The sequence below is a fragment of the Leifsonia lichenia genome (genome assembly GCF_054780215.1).
Window position 1 is genome coordinate 928,971 of the sequence record NZ_BAAGWT010000001.1, and the last position, 25,517, is coordinate 954,487.

The following is a 25,517-nucleotide window of genomic DNA, read 5'->3' on the forward strand; positions in this document are numbered from 1 at the left end:
CCGGCCGCGAGGCCACGCACGAACCGACCAGGAGGTCACAGTGATCGAGCGCAAGAACCTGCGATCCCAGGTGCGCGAAGAACTCATCGCGAGAATGCGGGCCGGCAATGTTCGCCCGGGCGAGAGCATCAACGAGGTGCAGCTCGCCGCCGAGCTCGGCGTCTCCCGCACCCCGCTCCGCGAAGCGCTGATCGCGCTCGAGAGCGAAGGCCAGATCGAGTCGGAGAACGGCAAGGGCTTCCGCTTCGTGCCGCTCAGCGCCCGCGAGTTCGAAGAGCTCTGCCCGATCATCGTCGCCCTCGAAAGCCTGGCCATCGACCTCAGCCCGGCGGACGAGCTGGCCGGGATCGGCGAACAGCTCGCCGCCCTCGCCGCCGAGTTCAACGACGACGTCGCGCAGCACGCCCTGGTGAACCGCCGCGACGACGAATGGCACAACCTGATGCTCAGCGCGTGCCCCAACCAGCGTCTCCTCGACGAGATCGCCGGCGTGCGCCGCGCCATCCACCGCTACGAGTCGCTGCTGGTCTCCGACGACGTGATGGTCGAGCGCAGCGCGATCGAGCACGCGGACATCGCCCGCCACCTCGTCGCGGGCGACCTCGACGCCGCGAAGGCGGCCCTGGCCGCCAACTGGACCAACGGGATGCGCCGCCTCCTCGCCGACGCGGGCATCTCCTGGGAGCGGCTGGCCTGACGCCGCGCGTGCACGCGCATCCATAAGTCGTCGAGTGGTCCCGAATTGCCGTGGGCGCGGGACGCCGCACGGCAAGTCGGGACCACTCGTCGGAAGCGGGGAGGCGGGGAGGCGGGGGGCGTCAGCCCTTCACCGCGCCGCCGAGCAGACCGGCGACGAACTGGCGCTGGAACAGCAGGAACACGATCAGCAGCGGGATGGTCGCCAGCAGCGAGCCGAGCATCAGGCCGGAGTAGTCGACGCGGGAGAGGCCGATCATCGTGTTGAGGGCCACCGGCACCGTGTACTTGTCCTCAGTGTTGAGCATCAGCAGCGGCCAGATGAACGCGTTCCACTGGCTCACGAACGTGTAGATGACGAGCGCAGCGAGCTGGGGGCGGGCGATCGGCAGCACCACCCGGTAGAACGTGCGCAGCTCCCCGGCGCCGTCGATGCGCGCCGCCTCGATGATCGTGTCGGGGAAGTCGAGGAACGCCTGGCGCATCAGGAAGATGCCGAACGCGTTGGCGAGGAACGGCACGATGATCGCCTGGTATGTGTCGATCCAGCCGATGCTCGCCATCATCTGGAACAGCGGCACGAGCAGCACCTGCATCGGGATCATCATCGTCACCAGCACCACGGCCATCAGTGCGCCGCGGCCACGGAAGCGGAACTTCGCCAGCCCGTAGCCCGCCATCACGCTCACCGCGGAGCTGAACACCGTGTAGACCACCGCGATCCCGAGACTGTTTGCGAGCACGAGGCCGAAGTTCGTCTCCGCCTGCAGCCTCGCCAGGTTGGCGAGCAGCTCGCCGCCTGGCAGCACGGGCAGGGGCGTGGCGAACAGCGACGACGTCGTGTGGGTGGATGCCACGACCATCCACAGGAACGGGATGACGCTGAGCACGGCCCCGCCCGCGAGGAGCAGGTAGACCGGTGAGTGCCGCAGGGCGCGGATCATTTCTTCTCCCTCAGAAGACGGAACTGCACGATCGAGATGATGCCGGTGAGCAGCACGAGCAGCCAGGCGATGGCGGATGCGTAACCGGGGTCGAACTGCTGGAAGCCGACCTTGTAGAGGTAGAGCACCGGGGTCAGGGTGGCGTTGTTGGGTCCGCCGCCGGTGAGGATCACGTTCTCGTCGAACAACTGCAGGGCGCCGATGGTCGACGTGATGGTGGTGAACACGATCGCAGGACGGAGCTGCGGCACGATGACCTTCGAGAAGGTCGCCCAGCGACCGGCGCCGTCGACGCGCGCCGCCTCGTACTGTTCTGCGGGGATGCTCTGCAGCCCGGCGAGCAGGATGACCATGTTGTATCCGGTCCACCGCCAGGTGATGGATGCGATGAGCGCCACGCGCGCCCAGAGCTCGTCGTTGAGCCAGTCGACGGGCGCGATGCCGAACAGCCCGATGAGCTGGTTCACCGCGCCTCCGTCGGTGGCGAGCATCACCCGGAACACCACCGAGTACGCGACGAGCGTCGTCACGGCCGGCAGGAAGTAGATCAGCCGGAATCCGGTGCGGAACTTCAGCCAGGTCTGGTTGAGCGTGTACGCGAGCAGCAGCGCCGTGCCGATCATGATCGGCACCTGCACCACGAGGATCAGCCCGGCGTTGCCGAGACTGGTGAGCACGAGCGGGTCCTCGAACAGCCGCGCGTACTGGTCGAGCCCCACCCAGGTGGATGCGCCTCCCCTGGTGCTGAAGAAGCTCTGCCAGAGCGACACCACGAGTGGATACGCGAAGAACACGGCGAACAGGGCGGCGGCGGGCAGCGCGAACCAGGCGCCAGGTCGCTGGAGCCTGCGCCCCAGCGACCTGGCTGCCCTCGGCTGCGCCGCCGTGCGACCCGCAGTGACGGAGTCGACGGTGGCCATGCTCAGCCCGCGATCGTGCGGCCGGTCGCCGTCGCGATCTGTTTCGCCGCGTCCTTCAGCGCGGTCGCAGGGTCTGCGCCGTTGATCACCGACGAGACGACCGCGTTGGCGACGATGTCGCCCGCCTTCGCGTTGTCGGCGGTGTAGCTGATCGCCGGGATCTTCGCGGTCTGCTCCGCGAACAACTGGTAGACCTTCTGTCCGCCGAAGTACGGGTCCGGCTGCTGGAACAGCGGGTCCTTCAGTGCGGGCAGGTAGGACGGGAACAGGCCGTCCTTCTTCATCATCGACACCTGGTTGGCGGTGTCCGCGAGCGCGAACGCCGCGAAGGATGCGGCGAGCTGCGGGTTCTTCGCCTGGGTGGGAACCGCGAGCGCTGAGCCGCCGCTGTTGGAGGTGCGGGCGCCGTCCGAGCCGAACGCCGGCAGCTCGGCCACGCCGTATTTGCCGCTCAGTTCGGCCGCCTCGCCGGTCAGCGTCGCGATCCACCACACGGCCTCCGGGGTGACGGCGGAGTCGCCGTTCTTCGCGCTGGTGACCCGCGCATCCCAGCCCTTGACGTTCTTGAGGAGGCCTTTGTCGTTGAGCTCTTTGAGCAGGGTGAGCGCCTTGACGGCCTGCGGCGACGAGACGGTGATGTCGCCCTTCTGGTCGAACAGGCCCTGGCCCTGCTGCTGCAGGAGCATCTGGAAGAGACCACCGGAGGAGACGTCGGCGGTGAGGAGGGTGTGGCCTGTCGCGGCCTTGATCTTCTCGCCGGCGGTGACCAGGGCATCCCAGGTGGTCAGGCTCGCCGGGTCGACGCCCGCGGCGTCGAGGTAGTCGGAGCGGTAGAACAGGCCGACAGTGCCGGAGTCCCACGGCACGGCCTTGACGGCGCCGGTGCTGTCGACGGACGCCGCCCACTTGGACGGGTCGAAGTCGGCCTTCTTGGATCCGATGATCGGGGTGAGGTCGGTGAAGCCCTTCGGGAACTGGCTGAGGTAGCCGGGGGTGTGGTCGGTCTCGATGGTGACGACGTCCGGGAGGCCGGTGCCCGCCTGGAGTCCGACGGAGAGCTTGTCGTATGCGTTGTCGTAGCCGATGTCGACCACCTTGATCGTCGTGCCGGAGTGCTTCTTCTCGTACTCGCCCGCGAGGCGTTTGAGCGACACGGCCGCCGCATCCCACGACCAGACGGTGATGCTGCCCGACACCTTCGCGTTCGGGTCGATGGTCGCGGCGGGACCGGATGCGGTCCCCGCCATCGCGCAGCCGCTGAGGACCAGCGCAGCGGCGGCGATCGGGACGAGCGTTCGCAAGCGTTTCATGGTGACTCCTTTGTCGATTGAATATTGTATACAGCAAGAGACGCAGAACGAGCCCGCCGCCCCCACGGTGCGCTAGGCGTCAGCCGGAGGCGCGCACCGCGAGGTCGATGCAGAGCGCGGCAGACCAGCCGAACGACGTCGTCGCCGTCCTGGCCTTCGCACCCGTCAGCGGGTTGAAGTACTCGTGCGGACCCCCGGCGTGCTGCACCAGCCGCAGGGTGGCCTCGACCAGCTCACGCGAGCGCTCCGCGTGGCCGGACACCGCCAGCCCTTCGGCGATGAGCGCGTTGATGTTGACCCAGACGGGGCCGCGCCACATCCGCTCGGAGGAGAAGTCCGCATCCCGTGCCGCGACCGTCGGAACGACCCACCGGGTGGCGAACCGGTCGGGGTCGTCGAGGGCTTCGAGCATCCGGGAGACGATGCGGCCCGGGAGGCGGCCGGTGAGCAGCGGCAGCAGGCTCACGGCGGTCTCGGCGGGGAGCAGGGCGCCGGCGCCGCGGGAACGGAAGAACCCCACGTCGTCGTCCCACATGTCCTCCAGCAGCGCGAGCGTCCGCTCGGCACGGGCCGTGTGGCGCTCGGCGGCAGCGGCGTCGCCGACCGACCGCGCCCGGGATGCGAGGAGGTCGTCCTGCAGGATCAGGTACGCCGCGAGGTCGGGCGACGCGACCGGCAGCTCTCCGTCGAAGATCGGGCTGTCGTCGAGGCCGGAGGAGTACGGGTGGCCGTACTCGGGCATCCCGTCGCCGTCGAGATCGGAGTGCGCGAACCACCACTCCTGGCTGCGCGCGACCGTCGCCCAGGCGTCGTCGAACCAGGCAGGATCGTCGACCAGGCCCTCCAGCGAGCGCAGCGCCCAGGCGGCGAGCGGCGGCTTGGTCAGCGGGATGGGGGCGGTCGGGTCTGCGATGGCCGAACCGGCGCGGCGGAGGTTGTCGCGGTCGCCGGGCGGCAGGTCGTCGCTCGAGGCGAGGATGCCATCGTCGTGCACCACGTCGGGAAGCTGGCCGTTCGTGGCTGGGAACCCGAACGCGAGCGCGAGCTGCTCCCGGGCGAGCTCCGGGTCGCCGTGACGGAGGCCTGCGGCGATGAAGTACGCATCCCACTGCCAGAGGCCCACGTAGCCGATCTTGGACGGCACGACAGCGCGGGCGTCTCCTCGGCCGGGCAGCGTGACGACGTTGGCCCCGAGCACCCACCAGCAGAACGCGGTGAGGTCGGCGAGGTCGGCCCGCACCGCAGGGGTGCGGGCGAACCAGTCGTCCCAGACCGCGGTGGTCGCGGCGAGGGCGTCGCCGTGCGCGCGCTCCGCCTCCGACATGGATGCGCCCAGCGCGATCCGCAGCCGTGCCCCGTCCCCGCCTGCGAACGACAGCCGCACCACGGTGTCGCCGCGCGACTCCCGCACCAGCAGATCATCGGCGCCCGACGCCAGCCACGACGCCTCAGACGCCGACGGCAGCCCTGGCTCCCAGCGACCGGATGCGGTGACCGCGCCCGGCAGCGTGAGCTCGACCGTCCACCGCGAATCCCCACCGAGGCTGAGCGCCGTCGTCCCGTCGAAGGTCAGCGTCACGCCGCCGTCGAACGCGATGCTCTCCGGGCGCACGTCCGCGATCTCCGCCACGCGCCCGTCCGCGCCGAACACCCGCAGGCTGCGCACCACGACGCAGTCGTCGAGCCTGCGCTCGTACTCGGCCAGCCGCACGGTCACCCCGCCGTCCGCGCGCTGCACCAGGATGCGCGACCCCGGCAGCGTGAACGGAGCGTTCTCCAGGTCGAGGAAGCGCGCGGCGCGGTCGGCCGCATCCCGAGCCAGTGAGGCCACCCCGCTCATCGGCCGCCCAGCCCGGACGCCGCCATGCTGTTCAGGATGCGGCGCTGGCCGATCACGAACGCGACAAGCATCGGGATGGTCGCCACGGCGGACGCCGCCATGATCAGCCCGTAGTTGATCGAGCCGAACTGACCGCGGAAGCTCTGCAGCAGCAGCGGAACCGTGAAGAGGTCCTGGCTGTTGAGGAGCACGAGAGGCAGCAGGAAGTTGTTCCAGGTGGAGAGCGCCACGATGATCGCGAGCGCGCCGAGCCCCGGGCGCAGGTTCGGGAGGATGATGCTCCAGAAGATCCGCCAGCGGCCGGCGCCGTCGACCAGGGCCGCCTCCTCCAGCTCCTTCGGCAGCGATAGCACGAACTGGCGCATCAGGAACACCGCGAACGGGTTCGCGAGCGCGGCCGGGATGATCAGCGACAGGTGCGAGTCCACCCAGCCGAGCTTCGCCATCAGGAAGTAGAACGGGATGAGCGTGACCTGCATCGGGATCATCTGCGTCGCGAGGAACACGATGAACAGCGCCCGGCTGCCACGGAACTTGATGCGCGCGAACGCGTACCCGGCCATCGCCGCCGTGATGAGCGTGCCGATCACGACCAGGATCGCGATGTAGATGCTGTTGAAGTAGGCCTGCGCGAACGGGGCGTCGTTCCACGCATCCACATAGTTCTGGAAGGTGAACGGCTGCGGCAGGAAGCTGAGCGGGTCGTTCAGGAGCTGGGGCAGCGTCTTGAACGAGGTGATGAGCATCCAGATGAACGGGAAGACCATCGCGATGCCGCCGAGCGCCAGCACGACGTGCAGGATCGTCTTGCGGGTGCGTGCACCGGCGCGGCCCTCGCGGGAGGCCTTCTGCTGCCCGGCCGGAGCTGACCCTGGCGCGGGAGCCTGGGTGGATGCGGTTCTGACGGCGGTGGTCATGCTGCACCATCCTCGTAGTGGACGAACTTCTTCTGCGCCGTGAACTGGATGCCCGTGATGACGAGCGTGATCAGCAGCAGGATCACCGACGCGGCGCTGGCCGGGCCGAACTGGAACTTGCCGAAGCCGAGATCGTAGATGTGGTAGACGATCGTGCGGGTGGCGTTGTCCGGGCCGGCGTTCGCGGTGAGGATGAACACGGTGTCGAAGGTCTGCAGCGAGCTGATGAACGCGATGACCGAGGAGAAGAACATGATCGGCGACAGCAGCGGCATCCGGATGCGGAAGAACAGCGTGAGCGCTCCAGCCCCGTCGATCCGCGCCGCCTCGATGACCGCGGGCGAGATGTTCTGCAGCCCGGCCAGGAAGATGATCACGTTGAGGCCGAGCGACGACCAGATCGACACGATGCAGACGGCGATGAGCGCGAGGTGCGGGTCGCCCAGCCAGTCCGGCGCCGGAACGTGGAACACGCTGGCGATGAAGCCGCTGATCACGCCGTCCTTGCGGAACAACTGCTGCCAGATCATCGCGACGGCGACCGACGAGGTGACGACAGGGGCGAAGAACAGGATGAGGTACAGCGTCTTGGTCTTCAGCTTCTCCAGCGCCACGGCGATCACCACGGCGAGGCCGAGGCCGACCGGCACGGTGATGACCGCGATCAGCAGGGTGTTGACGATCGCCCTGCCGAACAGCGGGTCGGCGAGCTGGTTGCGGAAGTTGTCGAAGCCCACCCAGCTCAGGTCGTTCAGGCCGTCCCACTGGGCGAAGGCGAGCACCAGGCTCGCCGCGAACGGGAGCACGACGAACAGTGCCATGCCGATGAGCTGCGGGCCGACGAACACGTAGCCCCAGCGCCGGTCGCGCCGCCGCCAGGCGGACTCCCCACGGAGTCCGCCCGGCTCGGTGCCTGCGGGTTTCGCCTTCACCCTCGTGTCGGGGGTGTCGGTCAGCGACCCTCGGATTGCACTCACGCGTCGATCCCTTACTTACCTGTCTTGCTCTTGATCATCGCTGCGACATCGTCGAGCGTCGCCGTGGTCGACGCCTTGCCCTCGTAGAGCGCCAGCATCTTGTCGCTGATGTCGCTGGAGAGACCGGGGACGGATGCTTCCGTCGCGTAGTCCTCGAAGCCGATGTCGCGCATGTCGAGCAGCGTCTGAGCGTGCTTCGGGTAGCCGTCGAGCACGACGGAGTCCGCGCCCTTGATCGACGGGACGGCGTTGCCGCCGCCCTTCAGCCGCTCGGTCTGGCCCGCCGCCGACAGGTAGTTGGTCCAGAACTCGAACGCCGCGTCCTTGTTCTTGGTCTTGGCGTTGATGGCGAGGTAGCTCACCGCGGTGCCGGTCGGGGCGGCCTTGCCGTCCGGGGTCGGCCACGGTGCGACGTCGTAGTTCTCCGGGTCTCCGGCGGACTTGACGGTGCCGATCGTGTACCGGCCCTGCACGAAGAAGCCCGCCTTGTGCGTGACGAAGACGCTGTCGGCGCCCGCGCCCTGCGGGAGGGTGTCTGCCACGACGAAGGTGCCGTTCTGGAAGTTCTTGGCCAGCACATCCATCGCCTTGACGCTGGTCTGGTCGGTGTTCGCGACGAACTTCCCCGCGTCGTCGAACGCTTTGCCGCCCTGCGACGAGATCCACGAGTAGTGGGTGGACCAGTAGTTCCAGAACATCGAGCCGGTGAGGCCCGCCTTCTTGAGCTTCTCGTTCATGTCGAGGTAGGTGGCCGTCGTCCACTTGCCCTCGGAGGCGAGCGTGGCGGGGTCCTCGGTGACACCGGCCTTCTTCAGTGCGACCTTGTCGTACCAGAGCGCATCCGGGTTGGAGTCGTTGGGGGCGGCGTAGATCTGGTCGCCCTTCTTGGTGGCGCCGAACAGGCCCTGCGCGAAGTCCTCCGGCTTGGTCTTGCTCGCGCTGGAGTTCATCAGGTCGGTCAGCGGCATGAGCGCCTTCGAGTTGACGAACTGGCCGATCTTGTCGTCGCCGATGTAGAACACATCCGGTGCTGTGCCGGACGCGAGCTGGGCGAGGAGCTTGGTGTGGTAGTCGCCGTAGTCGGCGACCGGCTGCAGCACGACCTTGATATCGGGGTGCTCTTTCATGAACTTGTTGTCGAAGTCCTTGTAGCGGGCGATCTCCTCCGGGGTGCCCCAGGTGGACCAGACGACCGTCTTGCTGCCCGATCCCCCCGATCCCGAGCCTGAACACGCTGCCATGCTGAGTGCGATCGCGACAGCCGCCCCCACGGCCACCAGCCTTCTCATCTTCGAGTCGACGCGAGACATGCCTACCTCATTCCTTGAAGTGTCTCTTGCAATTGGGGGCCCACGGGTGAGGCCGCTCCTGGTCTGTATTCTGTATACAGTAGGCAGAGGCGTTATGCAAGCAAAAGTGTTCCGCTGCGGCGGGATGGGATGCGGACCAGGTCGCTACGGCGCGGTGAGCGAATCCGCGCCCGCGGCGGGCTGGCCGGCCCCCCAACTGGCGAGCAGCCGTAGCCGCTCCTCCGATGGCGAGCCCGGCTCCGCCGTGTAGATGAGGAACGACAGCTCAGGCTCCGCCGTGGACTCCAGCCCCTCGAAGCCGAGCGTCAGGTCGCCGACGACCGCGTGATGGAATCTCTTCACGCCCGTCCCGTGCCGACGCACGTTGTGGGCGCCCCACCGGATGCGGAAATCGTCGCTGCGGGTGCTCAGCTCGCCGATCAGATCCTGCAGCGCCCTGTCGTGCGGGTCCCTGCCCGCCTCGGTGCGCAGGATCGCGACGGAGGTGTCCGCTGCGGTCCCCCAGTCCGGGTAGAAGCGCGTCGACCGTTCGAGGTCGAGGAAGTTGAACCTGGCGAGGTTGCCCAGCCCTGGCGACGCGAACACGTCAGCGTAGAACGCCCGGCCGAGCGCATTGGCGCCCAGGATGTCCAATCGGCCGTTGCGCACGAACGCCGGACCGGTCGTGATCGCATCCAGAGCGAGCTGCAGCCCGGGCCGGAGAGGGGTGGCCTTCTTGGCAGGACGTCGCCTGGCCACGAGGCCGGGAGCGCTCGCGGCATGGGCCAGGTCGGCCAGGTGGGAGCGCTCGGCGTCGTCGAGCTGCAGGGCGGACGCGATCGCATCCAGGACCCCGGCCGATGCGCCGGCGATGTTCCCGCGCTCCAGCTTGGCGTAGTACTCGACGCTCAGGTCGGCGAGCATGGCGACCTCCGCGCGACGCAGACCCGACACGCGCCGGTTGCCGCCGCCCGGCAGCCCGGCCCGCTCCGGCGTGATCCGCGCCCGCCGCGAGGTCAGGAACTCGCGGACTTCGCTCTGATTGTCCACACCACGACGGTACGCGCTCTACCCGCCTGGAAGGGTCCTCTGCTGGTACACCTCTCGTCAGGGACTCCCTCCCGCGCAGGAACCGACCTTCAATGGAGACACGAAGAAGACGTACGCAGAGCACGGACGGGAACACACACGCATGAGCAAAGTCATCCTCCTCACCGGCGCCGGCCGAGGACTGGGAACCGACATCGCACGGGCGGCCATCGCCGCCGGTCACCACGTCGTCGCGACCGGACGCCGCCCCGAGAAGGTGCGAGACGTTCTGGGTGAGCACGAGAACCTTCTCGTCGCAGCGCTCGACATCACCGATCAGGCAGCCGCCGAGAGGGTCGCAGCCGCCGCGGTAGAACGCTTCGGCCGCATCGACGTGCTGATCAACAACGCCTCCACGTTCCAGGCCGGCTTCTTCGAAGAGATCTCCGACGCCGCGATGCGCCGCCAGGTCGAGACGAATCTGTTCGGCCCGATGAACGTCACCCGCGCCGTCCTCCCCCTGTTCCGAGCGCAGCGCTCCGGCCACGTGATCACCATCTCCTCCCTCGCCGGCGTCATCGGCCAGGAGTTCTGCGTCGCGTACGCCACCAGCAAGTTCGGCGTCGAAGGGTGGATGGAGTCCCTCCGTTTCGACGTGGCGCCGTTCGGGATCTCCACCACCATCGTCGAGCCCGGCTTCTTCCGCACCGAACTGCTCGAGGAGGCCTCGACGACGTGGGCGGACCTCTCTGTCGCCGACTACGCGGAGCGCACGGCGGAGACGACGGCGGGCTGGCAGGCGATGAACGGCCAGCAGGGCGGCGACCCTGCCAAGCTCGCGGCCGCGCTGATCGCGCTGGCGGAGCTCGAAGAGCCCCCGCTGCGCTTCGTCGCAGGCTCGGACGCGATCCCTGCCGTCGCGGACAAGGGGCGCGAGCTCACCGCGCAGGCCGAGGCGTCGCGCGAGCTCGGCTTCGCGCTCGACCTCGACGCGTGACAGCACGGCCACCGATCCGACCATTCCGATCAGAAGGAGACACCATCATGAAGTTCACCACCGCGACGCCTACCGGCGCCGGCCCCGCTGCGCAGTTCACCGGGAACGTCTGGTTCGACGTCATCGTCGCCGGGCAGGAGCCCTCCCGCGTCCGCGTCAACACCGTGCGGTTCGCGCCGGGGGCGCACACGTTCTGGCACCGTCATGCGCTCGGCCAGACCCTCCACGTCGTCGCAGGGGTGGCCCTGATCGGCACCAGGGACGGCGTCGTGTTCGAGGCCCATCCGGGAGAGACGGTCGTCTGCCCTCCCGATGAGGAGCACTGGCACGGAGCGACGCCGGAACTGTTCATGCAGCACCTCGCCATCTGGGAGACGGACGGGAGCGGCGCTCCGGAGACCACCTGGTTGGAAGCGGTGACGGAGGAGCAGTACTCGGCCGCGCGCACGCGCAGCGCGTAGCCCGCTATGGCCGGGCGTCGGCGGTCGCGTCGGCGGTCGAGTCGGCCACGGCCAGATCGAAGTCCTCCTCCATGAGCGCGCCGTTCACGGCTCCACCGGTGAGCGCGCCGGCTCCGACCGCCATCGGCACCGTCGCCATCGGGTTGACGACATTGCCCGCCGCCCAGACGCGCGCGTGCCCGGTCTTCCCCGCCTGATCGACGGTGAGGAACGAGCCGAGCCCCATCGGGAACTCGGTGCGCGGCAGCTCGAAACCGGCGAGGAAGCCATCGTGCGGCTTCGGCACCCCCGCGGTGAACAGCGCGTCGAGCTCTGTCACCTGACCGTCGGCAGTGCGGACACCGGTGACCTGCGCGCCGTCGCCAAGCACCTCGACCACGGGAGCCTCGATGACCTCGACGTTCCGCGCACGCAGCCTCCGCGCATCCACGGGGTCGATGGCGCCCGCCCCCGCGGAGAACAGCACGACGGCGTCGCTCCACTGCCGCACGAGCCGCGCCTGGTGCAGCGCCATCGGCGAGGTCGCGAGCACGCCGAGGCGCGCGCCGCGCACCTCCCAGCCGTGGCAGTACGGGCAGTGCAGCACCGTCTTCCCCCAGCGCTCCGCCAGGCCGGGGACGGTGGGCAGTTCGTCGGCGATGCCCGTCGCCACCACCAGGGTGCGCGCCGACTCGACGCGGCCGTCCGCGAGGGTCACCGTCAGCCCGCGCTCGGCGCCGGCCACGCTCTCGACGACGCCGTCCAGGAACTCGACGCCGTACCCCGCCGCCTCCTCCCTGCCCTTCCGCACGAAGTCTGCCGGTGCTGTGCCCTCGTTCCCGAGCACGCCGTGCATGTGCTCGGCGAAACGGTTGCGGGGGAGCCCGGCGTCGATCACGAGCACCCTGCGTCGCGCCCTGCCGAGCAGCAGCGCGGCGGACAGGCCGGCGGCGCTGCCCCCGACGACGATCGCATCCCGAGCGGCGGTGGAGTCTGGAGTGTTCATAGCGCCAGTCCAGGCGATCCGTGACAGAATCGCAAGGGTGCTTGCAGTATTGGCAAGAGCAAGCCTCAACCGATGGGACAGTGGATGCGCGAAGAACTGGCACAGGTCGGCGCCCGGCTGCGTGTGGTCAGGCGCTCCCGCGGCTGGACCCTCGACGAGCTCGCATCACGCGCCGGGATGTCGGCGAGCACCCTGTCGCGCCTGGAGTCCGGCAAGCGCCAGGCGAGTCTGGAACTGCTGCTGCCGCTGACCAGGCAGCTCGGCATCCGCGTCGACGACCTCATCAGCGTCGACGCCCCCGATCCGCGCATCCATCGCCCGGTGATCCGCCGCGATGGGCTGATCATCGCACCGCTCGCGCCGGAGGGTTCGCCGGTGCACACGTACAAGATCACCTACCCGCCCGCAGCGACGCTACCCGAGCTGCGCGTGCACGACGGCTACGAGTGGCTGTACGTGCTCTCCGGACGGCTGCGCCTCCGGCTCGGCGACCAGGACCTCACCCTCACCCGCGGCGAGGCGGCCGAGTTCGACACCCGCACCCCGCACGCGATGTCGGCGGCTGGCGGTAAACCGGCGCAGGTCATCAGCATCTTCAACGACGAAGGGGCGAGGATGCACACCCACGCGCCCGCGGCGCTCGAGGCGCAGGAGGGCTGACGACCGTCAGGGCGCGAGCAGCGCGGCGAGCACTCCGCCCAGGGGCTCCAGCAGGTCGTCCTCCGTCGCGGAGGTCAGAGGTTCGAGGCCGGAGGTCGCCCGCAGGAGCACCATCCCGAAGGTGGCGGCCATGGCGATCTGCGCTCTGAGCATCAGAGACTCCGAGCCGGCGTCGCCATCGCGCCAGCCCGCAGCACCCGCCATGCGCTCGGCGAAGTAGCGGAAGGTGTCGCGCCGGATGCGCTCGGCTCGGTCGTCTCCGGACGAGCGCAGCAGCAGGAGCAACTGCAGCGAGTTCTCGCTCGTCAGCGAACCGGCCAACTGCGAGACGATGTCCCGGATGAGCGTTTCGATCGGCACATCCCCCGGGTCGAGCCGCTCGAGCCCTTCGACCGCACTCCGCAGGCACGCCTCGAAGAGCCCCTCCTTGGAGATGAAGTAGCGGTTGATGAGGGCGACGTTCACGCCCGCATCCGCCGCGATCTCGCGCACGGTCGTCGCGGAGTATCCGTCGAGTGCGAACCGGCGGCGCGCGGCGTGGAGCAGGAGCGATCGGGTGTTGCCCGCGTCTCGCGTCCTCGCAGAGGCGGTGCCCGCTGCGTCTGCCGCGACGTCGAGCACGGTGGTGCCGGGTTCCATGACTGCCCTTCTTTCCGGAAACGTTACCGCCCATCCTCCTCGATGTAAACGAGCATTGACTTAAAGGTTGACCTGGGTAAACTAATCAAGTCAGCAACTGTTTACATCCCTCGGAGCGAAATGACTCACACCATCGGCGAACCGTCCACCGGTTCCGTCACGGCCGTCGCAGGTGCGCCGGCCAAACGCAGGACGACCCTCATCGTCATCTACCTGGCCCTCGGCGGCCTGGCCTTCTCCGTGCTGCAGTCCCTCGTCGCGCCCGCGCTGTCGACCGTCGGCAAAGACCTGCACGCCACGACGAGCGACGCAAGCTGGATCATCACCGCCTACCTGCTCTCCGCGTCCGTCCTCACCCCGATCCTCGGCCGCCTGGGCGACATGGTCGGCAAGCGGCGCATCCTGATCGTTGTGCTGTCGCTGCTGCTCGTCGGCACAGTCCTCGCCGCGCTCGCCCCCAACCTCGGCGTCCTGATCATCGCTCGCGCCCTCCAGGGTGCGGCCGGCGCAGTGATGCCACTGTCGATCGGCATCGTGCGGGACGAACTGCCGCACGACAAGGTCAGCGTGACGATCGGCCTGCTGTCCGCGATCTTCGGCGTCGGCGCCGGGATCGGCATCGTCGCGGCCGGCCCGATCGTGGAGAACCTGTCGTGGCCGTGGCTGTTCTGGCTGCCGGGCGTCCTCGTCGTCATCGCTCTGCTCGGCGTGATCTTCGGGATGCCGGAGTCGCCCGTGCGCAAACCCGGCCGACTCGACGTCGCCGGCGCGCTCATCCTCTCTGTCGCACTCGTCTCCCTGCTGCTCGCGATCAGCAAGGGCGAGGAGTGGGGCTGGGGCTCCGGCGGCACCATCGGCCTGCTGATCGTCGGCGCCGTCGCGCTGGTGATCTTCGTGCTGGTCGAGCTGCGCGTGAAGGAGCCGCTGATCGACATGCGCCTGTTCCGGGTGCGCGGGGTGTGGACGGCGAACGCGGTCGCACTGATCTTCGGCTTCGCGATGTTCGGCACGTTCGTCCTCGTCCCGACCCTGCTCCAGCTCCCGTCCGCGCTCGGCTACGGCTTCGGCGAGACGGTCTCGTCCGCCGGTCTGTTCCTGCTGCCCACCGTCGTCATGATGGTGATCTGCGGCCCCCTCGCGGGCATCCTGGTGCGCAAGGTGGGTCCGAAGCCGCCCATGCTCCTCGGCGGCATCCTGGTCACCGCGGCGTTCATCCTGCCCGCGATCTCGCACGGCGAGCTGTGGCAGGTCGTCGCCTCGGGCATCCTGACCGGTGCGGGCATCGGCCTCGCCTTCGCGGCGATGTCGAACGCCATCATCGAGAGCGTCCCCGCCAACCAGACCGGCGAGGCGATCAGCGTGAACACCATCGCGCGGACGATCGGCAGCTCGATCGGAACCGCCGTCATCGCCGCGATCATCTCCTCGAACGCCTCCCCGCAGGGGCTGCCGAGCGACGATGCGTTCACGATCGGCTTCTGGGTCTGTGCCGGCGTCGCCGTGCTCGCGATCGTCGCGGCGCTCATCGCCCCGTCGATGCGCACACGCCGCGCGCAGGCGCTCGCCCTCGGAGTGGAAGACCTCGACTAGGGCGTTGTAGCGTCGTCCTATGCCTCCGACCCTCGTGATCGCCCGCGCCGACTTCGCCTCCCCGGCCCTGCGAGAATTCCTGCAGGCGCACCTGGACGACATGGAGCCGACGGCTCCGCCGGAGAGCAGGCACGCTCTCGACCTGGCGGCGCTGCAGGCGCCGCGCGTGCGGCTGTGGACGGCGCTGGACGGCGAGACGATCGTCGGCACGGCCGCCCTGGCAGCGCTCGACGAGCGAGGGCACGAAGAGCTCAAGAGCATGCGCACCGACCCGGCACGCCGTGGCGAGGGAATCGCCGCGGCGCTGCTGGGGTTCGTGCTCGGCGACGCACGAGAGCGCGGCGTCGAACGGGTGTCGCTGGAGACCGGCTCGATGGAGTTCTTCGCTCCGGCCCGGCGGCTGTACGCCCGGGCGGGCTTCTCGGAGTCCGGCCCGTTCGGCTCATACACGGACGATCCGAACAGCGCGTTCCTGACCCTGGCGCTGTAGGCTGAGCGCCGCCGATCCGATCGGCATCACCGGCCGACGAAGGGGAGACCGACCGTGATCACAGTGCACCTCCGCTACCAGATCGACGACGCCAAGCTCGCGGAGTTCACCGAATACGGCAGACGCTGGATCCGTCTGGTCGAGAAGCTGGGCGGCGACCACCACGGCTACTTCATGCCGAGCGAAGGGGACAGCGACGAGGCGTTCGCGCTGTTCACGTTCCCGTCCATGGCGGAGTACGAGAAGTACCGCACGGCCGCCGCGACCGACCCCGAGTGCGTCGCCGCCGTGCAGTACGCGCGCGACACCGGGTGCATCCGCCGCTACGAGCGCCGCTTCACCACCCCGGTCTTCGAGTAGGGCCACGACGGCCCCGGCAGCGGTCTGCGCTCAGGCGAGGCGCGCATCCAGCCAGTCGAACATCCGCTGGTCGACCAGCGAGCGGGCAAGCGGCTCGCAGTGGAAGTTCGCACCCTCGTCCGCAGTGAACGGCACCACGGAGGAGACGCCGGGGGTGAGCTCGGCGAGACGGCGGGACTGGCCAGGCCAGAACTGCTCATCCTCCGGGTCGGTGATGAGCAGCGGCGTCCTGATCGAGGACGCGACGTTGTCGAGACGGTAGTTGAGCACAGCGGTGATCGTGTCGAAATAGCCGTCCTTCTGGTACGGACGCGCCTGGAACTCCCAGGTGCGGGCGAGCTCAGGCGAGAACTTCATGGCGAGCTCCATGTCGCGGTCGAACTTCTCCCGCTCGCCCTCCGCCAGGAGCTTCAACATGCTCTTCGGCAGGTGCCCTGTCCACGAGGTGGACACATCCACGACGCCAGGATCGACGACGGCCGCGGCGATCCGGTGCTCGAACGCGAGCGCCCTCGGCACCCAGTACCCGCCCTGGCTGATCCCGTAGATGGCGATCTTGTCGCGGTCGACATCGTCCCGGCCGAGCAGGTAGTCGACCACCGGAGTGATCACGGCCTCCCAGTCGTGGCGGAACGGCACCCCGTGCTCGAACAGCATGGCCTGCTGACCGGGCCCGTCGAACATCAGCACGTTGTACCCGCGCTGCAACGCCCCTGCACCGCCGCTCGCCCACATCGTGCTGATCGCGCCGTCGCTGCCGTTGTTCATGATGAGCGTGCGCCCGGACCCCGCGAGCCCCCACGGACGGAAGAAGTAACCGGGCAGTGCGGCGCCCTCATACGGGATGCTCACCCGGTGGATGGAGACGGGCGTGGTGTCCACGAACCGATCCCAGGCGGCGCGGTGCGCCCGGAACGTCGAGAGCAGCGCATCCGACGACGGCAGAGATGCGACAGCGTTGAGGGCGGTGCCCAAATACGTGGATGCGCGCAGGTAGGAACGCGAGGCACTGATGTCGTTCCCCGCCGCGGCCTGGTCGTCGCCCGCCGCCCGGATGCGCGACCCGAGCGCCAGCCACGCCGCGAACCACGCCTCGTGGTCGTGCTCGCCGACGGACTCCACCGCCGCGAGCACCTCCCCGGTGTCCGCCGCGCCGGAGAACGCGTGCCCGAGCACGACGCGCAACTCGAAGTCGAAATCCGGGTTGTGGAAGAACCCGTCGGAGAACGGGCCGTGCGAGTGGTGGGGGTGCTGCGGATTCGAGCCGAGAGCCATGTCCGGCCTCCTTCGACGACGCGACGCCGAGTCGGTGCTGACGCGGTGGATGTGGTTCGGAGCCTAATCCTGTGCTGCGGTCGGCGCTATGGGGCGTGCGGCTGGCGTGCGGCTCTCACGCGAGGACGAAGCTCTCTCACGACGGACGGCCCGACTTTCAGCAGTGCTGATACGCGTATCCCTGGTCAGATGGAGTGAGGAGTTCGCGGTCGCGGAGGACCGTTTGTCTCGGCGTGCTCGGTCGTGCGCAGACAGAGCGGAAATCTCCACGGAGGTCGTCGGTGTACTCGATGTCGAAGACGTGCGCGCCGTAGACGTTCGTGTACCGGTCACACTCCGAGAACCGGTCGCACTCTTCGGCGGTCGCGAAGTCGAACCCGATCTCCTGCTTTCCGATCTGCGCGAGGTCGGCGGCGTTCTTCTGCGATGTGGCGAGTCCTTGCGCGTGGGCCGCCCCGACGAGGAGCTTCGCGAAGGCGACCGCATCCTCCTTCGTCAGTGCCCCGTGCGAGCGCGTCCACGAATCGAGGTTGTCGAACTCGACCGCGTCGAAACCTTTCCGGGCGCATTCCCGGATGGTCTCGCGTTGTCGCGAGGCGGCGGCCGAGCGCTTCGAGGCGGTCGAGATGTCGATGAGGTGTTCGTCTGGCCAGCCGGGATCCACCAGTGGCTCACCGTCGGACCCGTGCAGAATCAGAGTTGGCGGCCAGTGTGCATCTGGTTGTGTTTGAAAGCCGTTGACGTAGCAGATCGAATAGACGCCGGCCATGGGTTCGTCGGAGCTGTCTCGGGTGACCACGACGACGTCCTTGGCGGGTGAGTAGCGTCCGCCGAGCTGGTAGTCGAACGGACCTCCCGTCGGCGGCAGCGTGATCCGCGTCGACGGATCGTCGGGTCGGGGTGACGTGACGCACCCCGTCAGTGCGACGGCGAGAAGGAGAGTCACAAAAGCCAGCGCACCCGTGTAACGAGTCATAGGTACACTCTCGCATCGAGCCGCATCCACGCGAATCCTGACCAGCGCCCCGGCCGCCCCCTATGCTGTGCGCATGAGCACGAAGAGCAAGCAGGGGCCGCATCGGGAAGAGACGCTCGACATCGGGGCCGGGGTCGGGCGGGGTGCGTGGGGCGCTTTCGCCGGGCTGATCGTGGCCGTGCTGATCGCGTATCCGCTGTCGGCGTGCATCGCGTTCGCCACGCATCCGGCCACGCAGAAGCTGTTCGGCGGGAGGCTCGAGTCTGCGTCGCAGTTCGGGTTCCAGGCGTTCTGGTGGATTCTGGCGCTGGGCTGCCTTGCGCTGCCGTTCCTGGTCGGCTTCGGAATCGCCAAGCTGTCGAAGCGCACCCTCGGGGTCATCGGCGGGATCGTCGGGGTCTTCCTCATCCTGGTGATCGTGTTCGGGCAGGTCTTCGCGTTCTGACCCGTCCCGACGATGCCCGTCAGGCGGACGGGGATGCGGGGAGGCGCACCGTGACGCGGCCTCCGGTGCCGTCGTCGCCGACGCCGTCGTTGCTCACTGCGACCGTTCCCCGGTGGCGTTCGACCACCTCGGCGACGAGGGCGAGGCCCAGGCCGTAGTGGCGCGCGACCGCGTCGGTCGCCCGTGAGGACGCGAAGCGCTCGAAGACGCGACGGTCCGCTCCGTCCGCGAAGCCGGGGCCGTCGTCGCTGACGCTGACGACCACCGAACCTTTGTCGCGTCGCGTGTCGACGACCACTCGGGATGCGGCATGATCCACCGCGTTGTCGACCAGCGCCACCACCATCCGGCGGAGGGACACGGGTGCGCCGGACACGACGGCTGCGCCTGCCTCGCCCGCGCCTCGCGTCTCGATCCGCACCCCGCGCTCCCCCGCTCGCGCCTGCGCCGCCCGCGCCACGGCGGCGGCCACAGCGCCGAGGTCCACCTGCTCCGCCTCCGTCGCCTGGCGCGGGTCGGCCGCGATCAGCAGGTCTTCGACGATCTCGGTGAGGGCCTTGCTGTCGCCGACGATCTCGTCGATGCCCGACCGCACCTCTGGGTCGACGGCGGGGGACGCATCCCGTGCCCTGCGGCGCACCAACTGCGCTCGCGTGCTGAGCAGCGTCAACGGGGTGCGCAGTTCGTGACTCGCGTCGGCGACGAAGCGCCGCTGCAGGGCGAGCGCGTCGGCCAGCGGGCGCATCGCGCGGCGAGCGATGAACACGGCGATGAACGCGGCGGCGACAGCGGCGACGACGCCGGAGACCACGAGGGCGATGACGAGACGGTTCAGCTCCTCCTGCTGCTCGGCGAGGCTGTACGCGATCTGCACCACCTTGCCGCGGCGCACGTCCGTGACGGTGAGGTAGCTGATGCCGTCCGCCTGGATGGTCGACGTCTCCGGAGGACCGCCCGCCTCCACGCGAGACAGGGCCGACTGGTCGGGAAGCCCGTCCGGCATCCCCGGCGAACTGTCCGTGCCCTGCGGCGAGATCACGGTGATCAGCAGGTTGCGCGGGGCGTCGTGCACGGAGTCGACCATGGATGCGTCGGCCAGCGTCTTCTTCGCCGACTCAGCCTGACCAGCGGAGACCACCGCGTAGACGACGAAGCCCAGCACCGCGAACAGCACCAGGATGACCGCGGTGAACTGCAGGGCGAGTCTGGTCGCGGCGGAGCGGGCCTCCCTCCGTTCCGGGGAGGTCACGACGCCGCCCCCATCCGGTAGCCGAGGCCGCGAACCGTCTCGATCAGGTCGCGGCCGAACTTCTTGCGCAGGTGGTGCACATAGGTGTCGACCACCCCCGGGTCGTCGGCGTCGGCGAAAACGCTCTCCAGGAGCACCGCCCGCGAGAACACCTGCGTCGGGCGGCGGGCGAGTTGCTCGAGCAGCGCCGACTCGCGCTCGGAGAGCACGACGCGCTCGCCCTGTGCGGTGACGACGGTCCTGTTGCCGACGTCGAGCGTGCCCCCGGGGAACCGGACCGCTGGGGTGGTGGATGCGCTCCTCCGCCTCAGCACACGCAGCCGGGCGAGAAGTTCGTCGATGTCGAACGGCTTCGCCAGATAGTCCTCCGCACCGCCGTCGAGCCCTTCGACCCGGTGGGCGGCGTTGCCGAGCGCGGAGAGGATCAGGACGGGGACCATCGCACCGTCGGCGCGAAGACGGCGGAGCACGTCGAGGCCATCGATGATGGGCAGCCCGCGGTCGAGCACGATCACGTCGACCTCCTCGGTCAGCCCGAGGTGGAGGGCGCGCTGCCCATCCTTCGCCACGACGACGTCGTACCCCTCCGAGGTGAGGAGTTCGGTCAGCATCCCGGCGAGGCGAGCGTCGTCCTCGGCCACCAGCACGCGGGGTGTCCCGTTCACTGTCGCAGTATAGGTGTCCGCTCCCTGCTCGACCGCGTTCATGCCAGTGGATGCGCGAAGTCGACGACACCGGCCGCGAGCAGCTCCCCGGCGTCGGTGAGCGCGAGCACGCCGCGAGCGCCGTGCAATACGGCCCAGTCGATCCCCGGCCGCCCCAGCGCGAAGACGGCCGTGGCGAGGATGTCGGCGGTGGTGAGGTCATCGGCGATCACCGTCGCACTGAGCAGGCCGGTGGCCGGCGCTCCGGTGCGGCCGTCCACGATGTGTGCGCCGCGCTCGTACGCGCCGGAGGTCGCGACGGCGGCGTTGGCGACCGACAGCACCGCGAGCATCGCGGCGGGGTCGGCGGGGGTGCGGACGCCGACGTTCCACGCATCCACTGTCGCTGCGGCTTCCCGGCCGTCGCCGCCGCCGTCGCCACCACCGTCGCCACCGCCGGGGCCGTCGCCGACCGCGACGTCACCGCCCGCGTTCAGGCAGAACCGGCGCACCCCGTGCGCACGCAGCTCCCCGGCTGCGCGCGCGGCCGCCCAGCCCTTGACCACGCCGTCCAGATCGAGAGTCCCGTCCGGCCGGTGGATGCGGAACGCGCCACCCGACGCCAGCTCCGCCTCGTCCCCCAGAGCGATCGCCTCGGCCAGCTCCGCGCTGAACCCCGCCGGGGTGAGCTCGCCACGGTTGGCCGCGCTCACCTCGCTGTCCGGCCGGTAGACGCTGAACCGCGCGTCCGCCTCCCGCAGCACGGCGAAGGCGCGCGCCGCCGCATCGGAGTGGTCGCCCGCATCCCGGATGTCGATGGACATCGGGATGCCCATCACGGTCTCGACGAACCTCACAGCTGGTCGATCGCCGACTGGAGCGACTGGATGTAGCCCTCCGAGGTGTACGTCGCTCCCGAGATCGTGTCGATCCTGGCGGACTGCGACGACATCGCCTCCTGGGTGAGCATCGGCACCGCCTGCTCGTTGATGGAGACGCTCCGCCTGTCCTGGTTCGGCGTCTGCAGCGCGGTGATCGCCGTGATGGTCGAACCGGAGAAGGTGACCTGGAGCTGGATGGGGCCGTAGCGGGTGTCCACCGTGCTCCCGGTGATGACCTTGGTGGCCGACGCCGTCGCCGTCGACGGGGTGGAGGTCGCCGACGGGCTGGGCGTGGAGGAGGAGGGGGTGGTGCCGGTGGAGGACGAACCAGAGGAGGTCGAGCCGGTCGTGCCCGCTCCAGAGCCGGTCCCCGAGCTCGCCCCGGAGCTCGTCCCGGAGCTCGTCGTGCCCGCGACGGCCGCCGTCGTCGCCGTGCCCTGCTCGCCGATGCCGTACAGCTTGAGCCCGATGGTTCCGCCCATCACCACGACGATGACCGTGAACAGGATGGTCCCGCGCCACTTCTTCTGACTCATGACATGCTCAGTTCTTCTCGGTGGATGAAGCGCCCGGGCATCCCGAGCTCTCGGAGGGTCTGCTCGGCCCGGTCGGCCATGCCCTGGGGACCGCAGATGAACGCCTCCCAGTCGCGCAGGGCGGGGATGAAGTTCTGCATCGGCGCGACGTCGAGCGGGTCGTAGCCGAGTTCGCTGCGCCTGCCCGGCGCCGGCACCACGGTCACGCCGTGCATGGCCTGCAGCTCGGCGAGCAGCGCGAGGTGGGCCGCGGAGTGCGCGCGGTACAGGACGACGGGCTTCGCGCCGCGGTCGACCAGCTCCTCGGCAAGCGCTCGGATCGGCCCGATGCCCGCCCCGCCCGCGATCAGCAGGATGCGCGACCTGCTCGCCCTGTCGGCGGTGAAGTGACCGAACGGCCCCTCCGCCACGACGAGCGTGCCCTTCTTCAGACCGGCCAGCCGGGTCGAGTGGTCGCCGAGGGCGCCGACAGTGATGCGCAGGTAGCCGTCGGACGGCAGGCGGGACACCGAGTACGGGTGCGCCGTGAGCAGGTGCCCCCTGGCCAGGAAGCGGAAGCTCATGAAGTTGCCCCCGCGGACGCCGAGCTCGCCCAGCCGGTGACCGCTGAGCCAGACGCTCGACGTGCCCTCCGCTTCCTGGACGACCGCTTCGACGCGCATCCGGTGACGCCACGCATCCATCGGCGGCAGCACGAAACGCCACGTGAGCACGGCCGCGGCGGTGCCGAGGTACAGCGCGAGCCACAGGATGCGGTTGACCGGCTCCCCGACGAAGTGTGCCCCGCCGCTGAGCTGGTGGAAGAAGGTGAGGAAGATCGCCACGTAGGTCGTGACGTGCAGCCAGTACCAGACCTCGTAGGACAGCTTCGAGCGGATCCACTTGGCGCTGCTCAGCCCGACGGCGAGGAACGCGATGGTGCCGACGAGCGCGGTGAGCATGTCGGGGTAGCTCTGCAGCATCGAGACGAACTCGTCCCACGGCATCGCCTTGTCGAGCAGTTCCCCGCCGACGACCATGAACACGACGTGCGTGATCACAAGGAACACCACGGATGCACCGAGCGAGCGATGCCAGGACACCAGCCGGTCGAGCCCGACGGCCCGCTCGAACCACGGCACCCTGGCGATCAACAGCACTTGAGCGCAGACGAGGTAGGCGCCGAGCATCCCGCTCAGCTCCCCCACGGTGGTGGCGACGCTGGCCGGGGTGGCGGTGAACGTGGCCGGCACGGTGGCCCACCACATCCACAGCACCCCGACGAGGCCCGCCGCCAGCACGACGCGCACGGTGACGGAGCGGCGCCGCCTGGCCGCGTGGCCCGCTGCACGCGCCGCGACTCTGCGCGGTGTCGCGATCGCTGTCATGGTCTGATCTCCATGACATCAACGATCGCGGGTGATTCTTGCGCGATTCTTACTCCGGCTGGGGAGGGACTGAGGCATTCCTATGGGTTTGCCCAGCGCGCAGGCCCTGCGGCCTCCCACGCGCTCCACGCGTCCCACGCGTCCCGCTGAGCGCGACCACGATCACGATCGCCGCGAACAGCGCGAGACTCACCTGCCCGGTGCCGAGGCCCAGCCCGTGGCGCGCGTGCGACACGGCAAGCCAGTCGGAAATGGATGCGCCGAACGGCCTGGTCAGCACGTACGACATCCAGAACGCGGCCGTTCCGCCGAGGCCCCACCAGCGGTACGCGGCGCCAGGGAGGGCGAACAGCACCAGGAACACCAGGCCGGACGCCAGATAGCCGAGCCCGAAGGTGACCGCTGTCAGGTCGCCGACCGCCGTGCCGAGCGCGAAGGTGGTCATCACCGCCGCCCAGTAGAAGAGCTCGCGCGGCCTGGTGTCGATCGTGTGCACGGACAGGGTGCGCTGCGTGCCGTACCAGAGCGCGAACACGGCGGCCAGGATCACCAGGAACACCGTGGTGGAGACCAGATACGGCACGCCGAACTGCACGTGGATGACGTCGGCGACCATCGTGCCGAACACCGCCACCATCAGCACGGCGAACCAGTAGACCCAGGAGATGTAGCGGCGGACGGCGAACTGCAGCACGAGGGCGACCGCGAGCACCACCGCAGCGCCCGCCACCGCGACGGGCGGGTCGATCTGGTGCACGAGGAAGTCGGAGGTGGTCTCTCCCATCGCCGTGGTCAGCACTTTCGCCACCCAGAACAGGGCGGTCACCTCGGGAACCTTATTGCGCAGCACCAGCACATCCTGACGCTGCCACTCCAAGAAAGCGCTAAGCGTCGTGGTGTTCTGCCAGGAACCGCTCCCGCTGCTCGTCCTGTGCCCTGAGCATCGCGTCGTATTCCTCTTCCAGCTCGCCGACCCTTCGGCCCGCATACGCGACATTCTCGCTGGCGGTATCCGCTACACGCCGGAGTTGTTCGCGGAAGCCCGGGTCGTCAACCACGCCGTTGTGCGCGCCGAGACTGTAGAACGCCTCACCCACCTGGTTGATTCGGGAGCGGTAGTGGCCGATGTACTGCTCGGCCGACTCGATCGTGCGTCGTGCGGCCGTGCGCTCTTGGCCGTGTGCATCCTCCAGCTCCGCGAGCGATCGATAGGTCACCATGCGATGCTGCTCACCCCCTGGGCGTAGTCGCTCTGTGCCTTCAGCTCGTCGAGGCCGCGCTGCACCGTGCTCGCGACGGCACCCGCGAGAACCTCATTGCCGAGATCCGCCGAGCCGACGGCGAACCTGATGCCGGTATTCGCCGACAGTACGGTTGTTGACTCGCTGATCTTCACGCCGGAACTGTCGGCGTGGACGATCGGCGGCATCAGGCTGTCCAGGAGTTGGACGGCTGCACCGTGGACCTGGGCCTCGATCCAGTCCTGGACCTCCTGCACGCCGGTCTGCACCTCACGGTCGAGGCCGTCAAAGAGCTCCCGAACGAAGTCTGCGGGATTCATGATGGGGGTCCTTACTACCGGTCGAGTCCGAAGGTCATCGCCCAGTGCGCGTCCTGTTCGAGGGTGTGGTGCACGGCTTGGGTGATGCCGTGGCTGAGTTGTGCGACCCGCACGATGTGGCGGTCGACGCGTTCGTCGACTTCGCGGACGGCGTCCACGTCGACGTTCTGGTGGACGTGCAGGCGGTGCTTGTCGATGCAGCGTTCGATGTCGTAGGCGGTGATGGTGGGTAGGAGTGCTGCGGCGTTCTTCGCCGCGAGCAGTCCCGCCTCCATTCGGGGGATGATGCGACCGTTGGCCTGCTTGATCTGGGTCAGCGCGTTCGCCATGCCGCCGATGCTCGCCGCGAGGCCGAGGGCGGCGACCGTGTTGACCGCGACCATGGCCCCGGATGTGGTCTTCGCCAACGATCGCATCGCTGCCGGGCTGCGGGCGATCCCGGCCACCATGTCCAGGCCAGGAGACACCACCATCGACGC

Annotated in this window: 29 protein-coding genes; 8 read left to right on the plus strand and 21 right to left on the minus strand. The window is 69.0% G+C overall.

From position 1 onward, the window contains the following. Positions 1 to 40: 40 nt before the first annotated feature. Positions 41 to 697, plus strand: coding sequence for a GntR family transcriptional regulator (locus ACYVGI_RS04395; protein ID WP_460631432.1), 657 nt, complete (start codon positions 41 to 43; stop codon positions 695 to 697). Positions 698 to 818: 121 nt separating this feature from the next. On the opposite strand, the gene ACYVGI_RS04400 is transcribed toward ACYVGI_RS04395, so the two are convergent. The 8 genes from ACYVGI_RS04400 to ACYVGI_RS04435 form a co-directional block, all read right to left on the minus strand. Further along, a complete protein-coding gene (locus tag ACYVGI_RS04400) occupies positions 819 to 1,640 on the minus strand; it encodes a carbohydrate ABC transporter permease (RefSeq protein WP_460631433.1) in 822 nt (273 codons plus the stop codon). Continuing rightward, a complete protein-coding gene (locus ACYVGI_RS04405) occupies positions 1,637 to 2,560 on the minus strand; it encodes a carbohydrate ABC transporter permease (protein WP_460631434.1) in 924 nt (307 codons plus the stop codon). The genes ACYVGI_RS04400 and ACYVGI_RS04405 overlap by 4 nt, the downstream gene beginning before the upstream one ends. A gap of 2 nt (positions 2,561 to 2,562) precedes the next feature. Beyond that, the gene (locus tag ACYVGI_RS04410; RefSeq protein WP_460631435.1) at positions 2,563 to 3,870 is read right to left on the minus strand and encodes an ABC transporter substrate-binding protein; all 1,308 of its coding nucleotides are present in this window, start codon (positions 3,868 to 3,870) and stop codon (positions 2,563 to 2,565) included. A gap of 79 nt (positions 3,871 to 3,949) precedes the next feature. Beyond that, a complete protein-coding gene (locus ACYVGI_RS04415) occupies positions 3,950 to 5,701 on the minus strand; it encodes an amylo-alpha-1,6-glucosidase (protein WP_460631436.1) in 1,752 nt (583 codons plus the stop codon). Positions 5,702 to 5,706: 5 nt separating this feature from the next. After that, positions 5,707 to 6,627, minus strand: a complete 921-nt coding sequence (locus tag ACYVGI_RS04420; RefSeq protein ID WP_460631437.1) for a carbohydrate ABC transporter permease — start codon at positions 6,625 to 6,627, stop codon at positions 5,707 to 5,709. Then, positions 6,624 to 7,604: a carbohydrate ABC transporter permease gene (locus tag ACYVGI_RS04425; RefSeq protein WP_460631438.1), complete on the minus strand. Its 981-nt coding sequence runs from the start codon at positions 7,602 to 7,604 to the stop codon at positions 6,624 to 6,626. Before ACYVGI_RS04425 ends, ACYVGI_RS04420 begins: the two co-directional genes overlap by 4 nt. Before the next feature lie 11 nt (positions 7,605 to 7,615). After that, positions 7,616 to 8,914, minus strand: coding sequence for an ABC transporter substrate-binding protein (locus ACYVGI_RS04430; RefSeq protein WP_460631439.1), 1,299 nt, complete (start codon positions 8,912 to 8,914; stop codon positions 7,616 to 7,618). Positions 8,915 to 9,058: 144 nt separating this feature from the next. Next, positions 9,059 to 9,943, minus strand: coding sequence for a helix-turn-helix transcriptional regulator (locus ACYVGI_RS04435; RefSeq protein WP_460631440.1), 885 nt, complete (start codon positions 9,941 to 9,943; stop codon positions 9,059 to 9,061). A gap of 142 nt (positions 9,944 to 10,085) precedes the next feature. On the opposite strand from ACYVGI_RS04435, the gene ACYVGI_RS04440 reads away from it, so the two are divergent. Beyond that, positions 10,086 to 10,919: an SDR family oxidoreductase gene (locus tag ACYVGI_RS04440; RefSeq protein WP_460631441.1), complete on the plus strand. Its 834-nt coding sequence runs from the start codon at positions 10,086 to 10,088 to the stop codon at positions 10,917 to 10,919. Positions 10,920 to 10,966: 47 nt separating this feature from the next. Further along, entirely contained in the window at positions 10,967 to 11,380 is a 414-nt protein-coding gene (locus ACYVGI_RS04445; protein WP_460631442.1) for a (R)-mandelonitrile lyase, read from the plus strand. A gap of 4 nt (positions 11,381 to 11,384) precedes the next feature. Here the strand turns inward: ACYVGI_RS04445 and ACYVGI_RS04450 are convergent, their stop codons facing one another. Next, positions 11,385 to 12,365 carry an NAD(P)/FAD-dependent oxidoreductase gene (locus tag ACYVGI_RS04450; RefSeq protein ID WP_460631443.1) on the minus strand — a complete coding sequence of 327 codons (981 nt, stop codon included), beginning with the start codon at positions 12,363 to 12,365 and terminating at the stop codon, positions 11,385 to 11,387. A 72-nt stretch (positions 12,366 to 12,437) separates the two neighbouring features. Between ACYVGI_RS04450 and ACYVGI_RS04455 the strand changes: the two genes are divergently transcribed. After that, a complete protein-coding gene (locus ACYVGI_RS04455) occupies positions 12,438 to 13,025 on the plus strand; it encodes a helix-turn-helix domain-containing protein (protein WP_460631444.1) in 588 nt (195 codons plus the stop codon). 6 nt (positions 13,026 to 13,031) lie between these two features. On the opposite strand, the gene ACYVGI_RS04460 is transcribed toward ACYVGI_RS04455, so the two are convergent. Continuing rightward, a complete protein-coding gene (locus tag ACYVGI_RS04460) occupies positions 13,032 to 13,664 on the minus strand; it encodes a TetR/AcrR family transcriptional regulator (RefSeq protein ID WP_460631445.1) in 633 nt (210 codons plus the stop codon). 120 nt (positions 13,665 to 13,784) lie between these two features. On the opposite strand from ACYVGI_RS04460, the gene ACYVGI_RS04465 reads away from it, so the two are divergent. Genes ACYVGI_RS04465 through ACYVGI_RS04475 form a run of 3 tightly spaced genes read left to right on the plus strand, consistent with a single transcriptional unit; the run spans position 13,785 to position 16,104 of the window. Beyond that, positions 13,785 to 15,254: an MFS transporter gene (locus ACYVGI_RS04465; RefSeq protein ID WP_460631446.1), complete on the plus strand. Its 1,470-nt coding sequence runs from the start codon at positions 13,785 to 13,787 to the stop codon at positions 15,252 to 15,254. Positions 15,255 to 15,273: 19 nt separating this feature from the next. Then, positions 15,274 to 15,744 carry a GNAT family N-acetyltransferase gene (locus tag ACYVGI_RS04470; protein WP_460631447.1) on the plus strand — a complete coding sequence of 157 codons (471 nt, stop codon included), beginning with the start codon at positions 15,274 to 15,276 and terminating at the stop codon, positions 15,742 to 15,744. 54 nt (positions 15,745 to 15,798) lie between these two features. Next, positions 15,799 to 16,104 (plus strand): NIPSNAP family protein, encoded by a 306-nt coding sequence (locus tag ACYVGI_RS04475; RefSeq protein WP_055897869.1) that lies wholly within the window; start codon positions 15,799 to 15,801, stop codon positions 16,102 to 16,104. A gap of 30 nt (positions 16,105 to 16,134) precedes the next feature. On the opposite strand, the gene ACYVGI_RS04480 is transcribed toward ACYVGI_RS04475, so the two are convergent. Further along, positions 16,135 to 17,379 carry an alpha/beta hydrolase family protein gene (locus ACYVGI_RS04480; protein WP_460631448.1) on the minus strand — a complete coding sequence of 415 codons (1,245 nt, stop codon included), beginning with the start codon at positions 17,377 to 17,379 and terminating at the stop codon, positions 16,135 to 16,137. A 157-nt stretch (positions 17,380 to 17,536) separates the two neighbouring features. Then, positions 17,537 to 18,355 carry an endo alpha-1,4 polygalactosaminidase gene (locus tag ACYVGI_RS04485; protein WP_460631449.1) on the minus strand — a complete coding sequence of 273 codons (819 nt, stop codon included), beginning with the start codon at positions 18,353 to 18,355 and terminating at the stop codon, positions 17,537 to 17,539. A 73-nt stretch (positions 18,356 to 18,428) separates the two neighbouring features. Here ACYVGI_RS04485 and ACYVGI_RS04490 point away from each other — a divergent pair, with 73 nt between their 5' ends. Further along, the gene (locus ACYVGI_RS04490; protein WP_460631450.1) at positions 18,429 to 18,800 is read left to right on the plus strand and encodes a hypothetical protein; all 372 of its coding nucleotides are present in this window, start codon (positions 18,429 to 18,431) and stop codon (positions 18,798 to 18,800) included. Positions 18,801 to 18,819: 19 nt separating this feature from the next. On the opposite strand, the gene ACYVGI_RS04495 is transcribed toward ACYVGI_RS04490, so the two are convergent. The 9 genes from ACYVGI_RS04495 to ACYVGI_RS04535 are packed head-to-tail and all read right to left on the minus strand — an operon-like array spanning position 18,820 to position 25,421. Then, on the minus strand, positions 18,820 to 20,049 hold the full coding sequence (locus tag ACYVGI_RS04495; RefSeq protein ID WP_460631451.1) for a sensor histidine kinase: 1,230 nt from the start codon (positions 20,047 to 20,049) through the stop codon (positions 18,820 to 18,822). Beyond that, entirely contained in the window at positions 20,046 to 20,714 is a 669-nt protein-coding gene (locus ACYVGI_RS04500; RefSeq protein ID WP_460631452.1) for a response regulator transcription factor, read from the minus strand. Before ACYVGI_RS04500 ends, ACYVGI_RS04495 begins: the two co-directional genes overlap by 4 nt. Positions 20,715 to 20,752: 38 nt before the next feature. Continuing rightward, the gene (locus ACYVGI_RS04505; protein WP_460631453.1) at positions 20,753 to 21,550 is read right to left on the minus strand and encodes an FAD:protein FMN transferase; all 798 of its coding nucleotides are present in this window, start codon (positions 21,548 to 21,550) and stop codon (positions 20,753 to 20,755) included. Then, positions 21,547 to 22,110 (minus strand): FMN-binding protein, encoded by a 564-nt coding sequence (locus tag ACYVGI_RS04510; RefSeq protein WP_460631454.1) that lies wholly within the window; start codon positions 22,108 to 22,110, stop codon positions 21,547 to 21,549. The genes ACYVGI_RS04505 and ACYVGI_RS04510 overlap by 4 nt, the downstream gene beginning before the upstream one ends. Then, positions 22,107 to 23,477 (minus strand): ferredoxin reductase family protein, encoded by a 1,371-nt coding sequence (locus ACYVGI_RS04515; RefSeq protein WP_460631455.1) that lies wholly within the window; start codon positions 23,475 to 23,477, stop codon positions 22,107 to 22,109. Before ACYVGI_RS04515 ends, ACYVGI_RS04510 begins: the two co-directional genes overlap by 4 nt. 49 nt (positions 23,478 to 23,526) lie before the next feature. Further along, complete coding sequence (locus tag ACYVGI_RS04520) at positions 23,527 to 24,327, minus strand: COG4705 family protein (protein ID WP_460631456.1); 801 nt, start codon at positions 24,325 to 24,327, stop codon at positions 23,527 to 23,529. Between the two features lie 34 nt (positions 24,328 to 24,361). Next, the gene (locus ACYVGI_RS04525; protein WP_460631457.1) at positions 24,362 to 24,697 is read right to left on the minus strand and encodes a hypothetical protein; all 336 of its coding nucleotides are present in this window, start codon (positions 24,695 to 24,697) and stop codon (positions 24,362 to 24,364) included. Beyond that, positions 24,691 to 25,038 (minus strand): hypothetical protein, encoded by a 348-nt coding sequence (locus ACYVGI_RS04530; protein WP_460631458.1) that lies wholly within the window; start codon positions 25,036 to 25,038, stop codon positions 24,691 to 24,693. Before ACYVGI_RS04530 ends, ACYVGI_RS04525 begins: the two co-directional genes overlap by 7 nt. Positions 25,039 to 25,052: 14 nt before the next feature. Beyond that, entirely contained in the window at positions 25,053 to 25,421 is a 369-nt protein-coding gene (locus ACYVGI_RS04535; protein ID WP_460631459.1) for a hypothetical protein, read from the minus strand. Between the last annotated feature and the right edge of the window lie 96 nt (positions 25,422 to 25,517).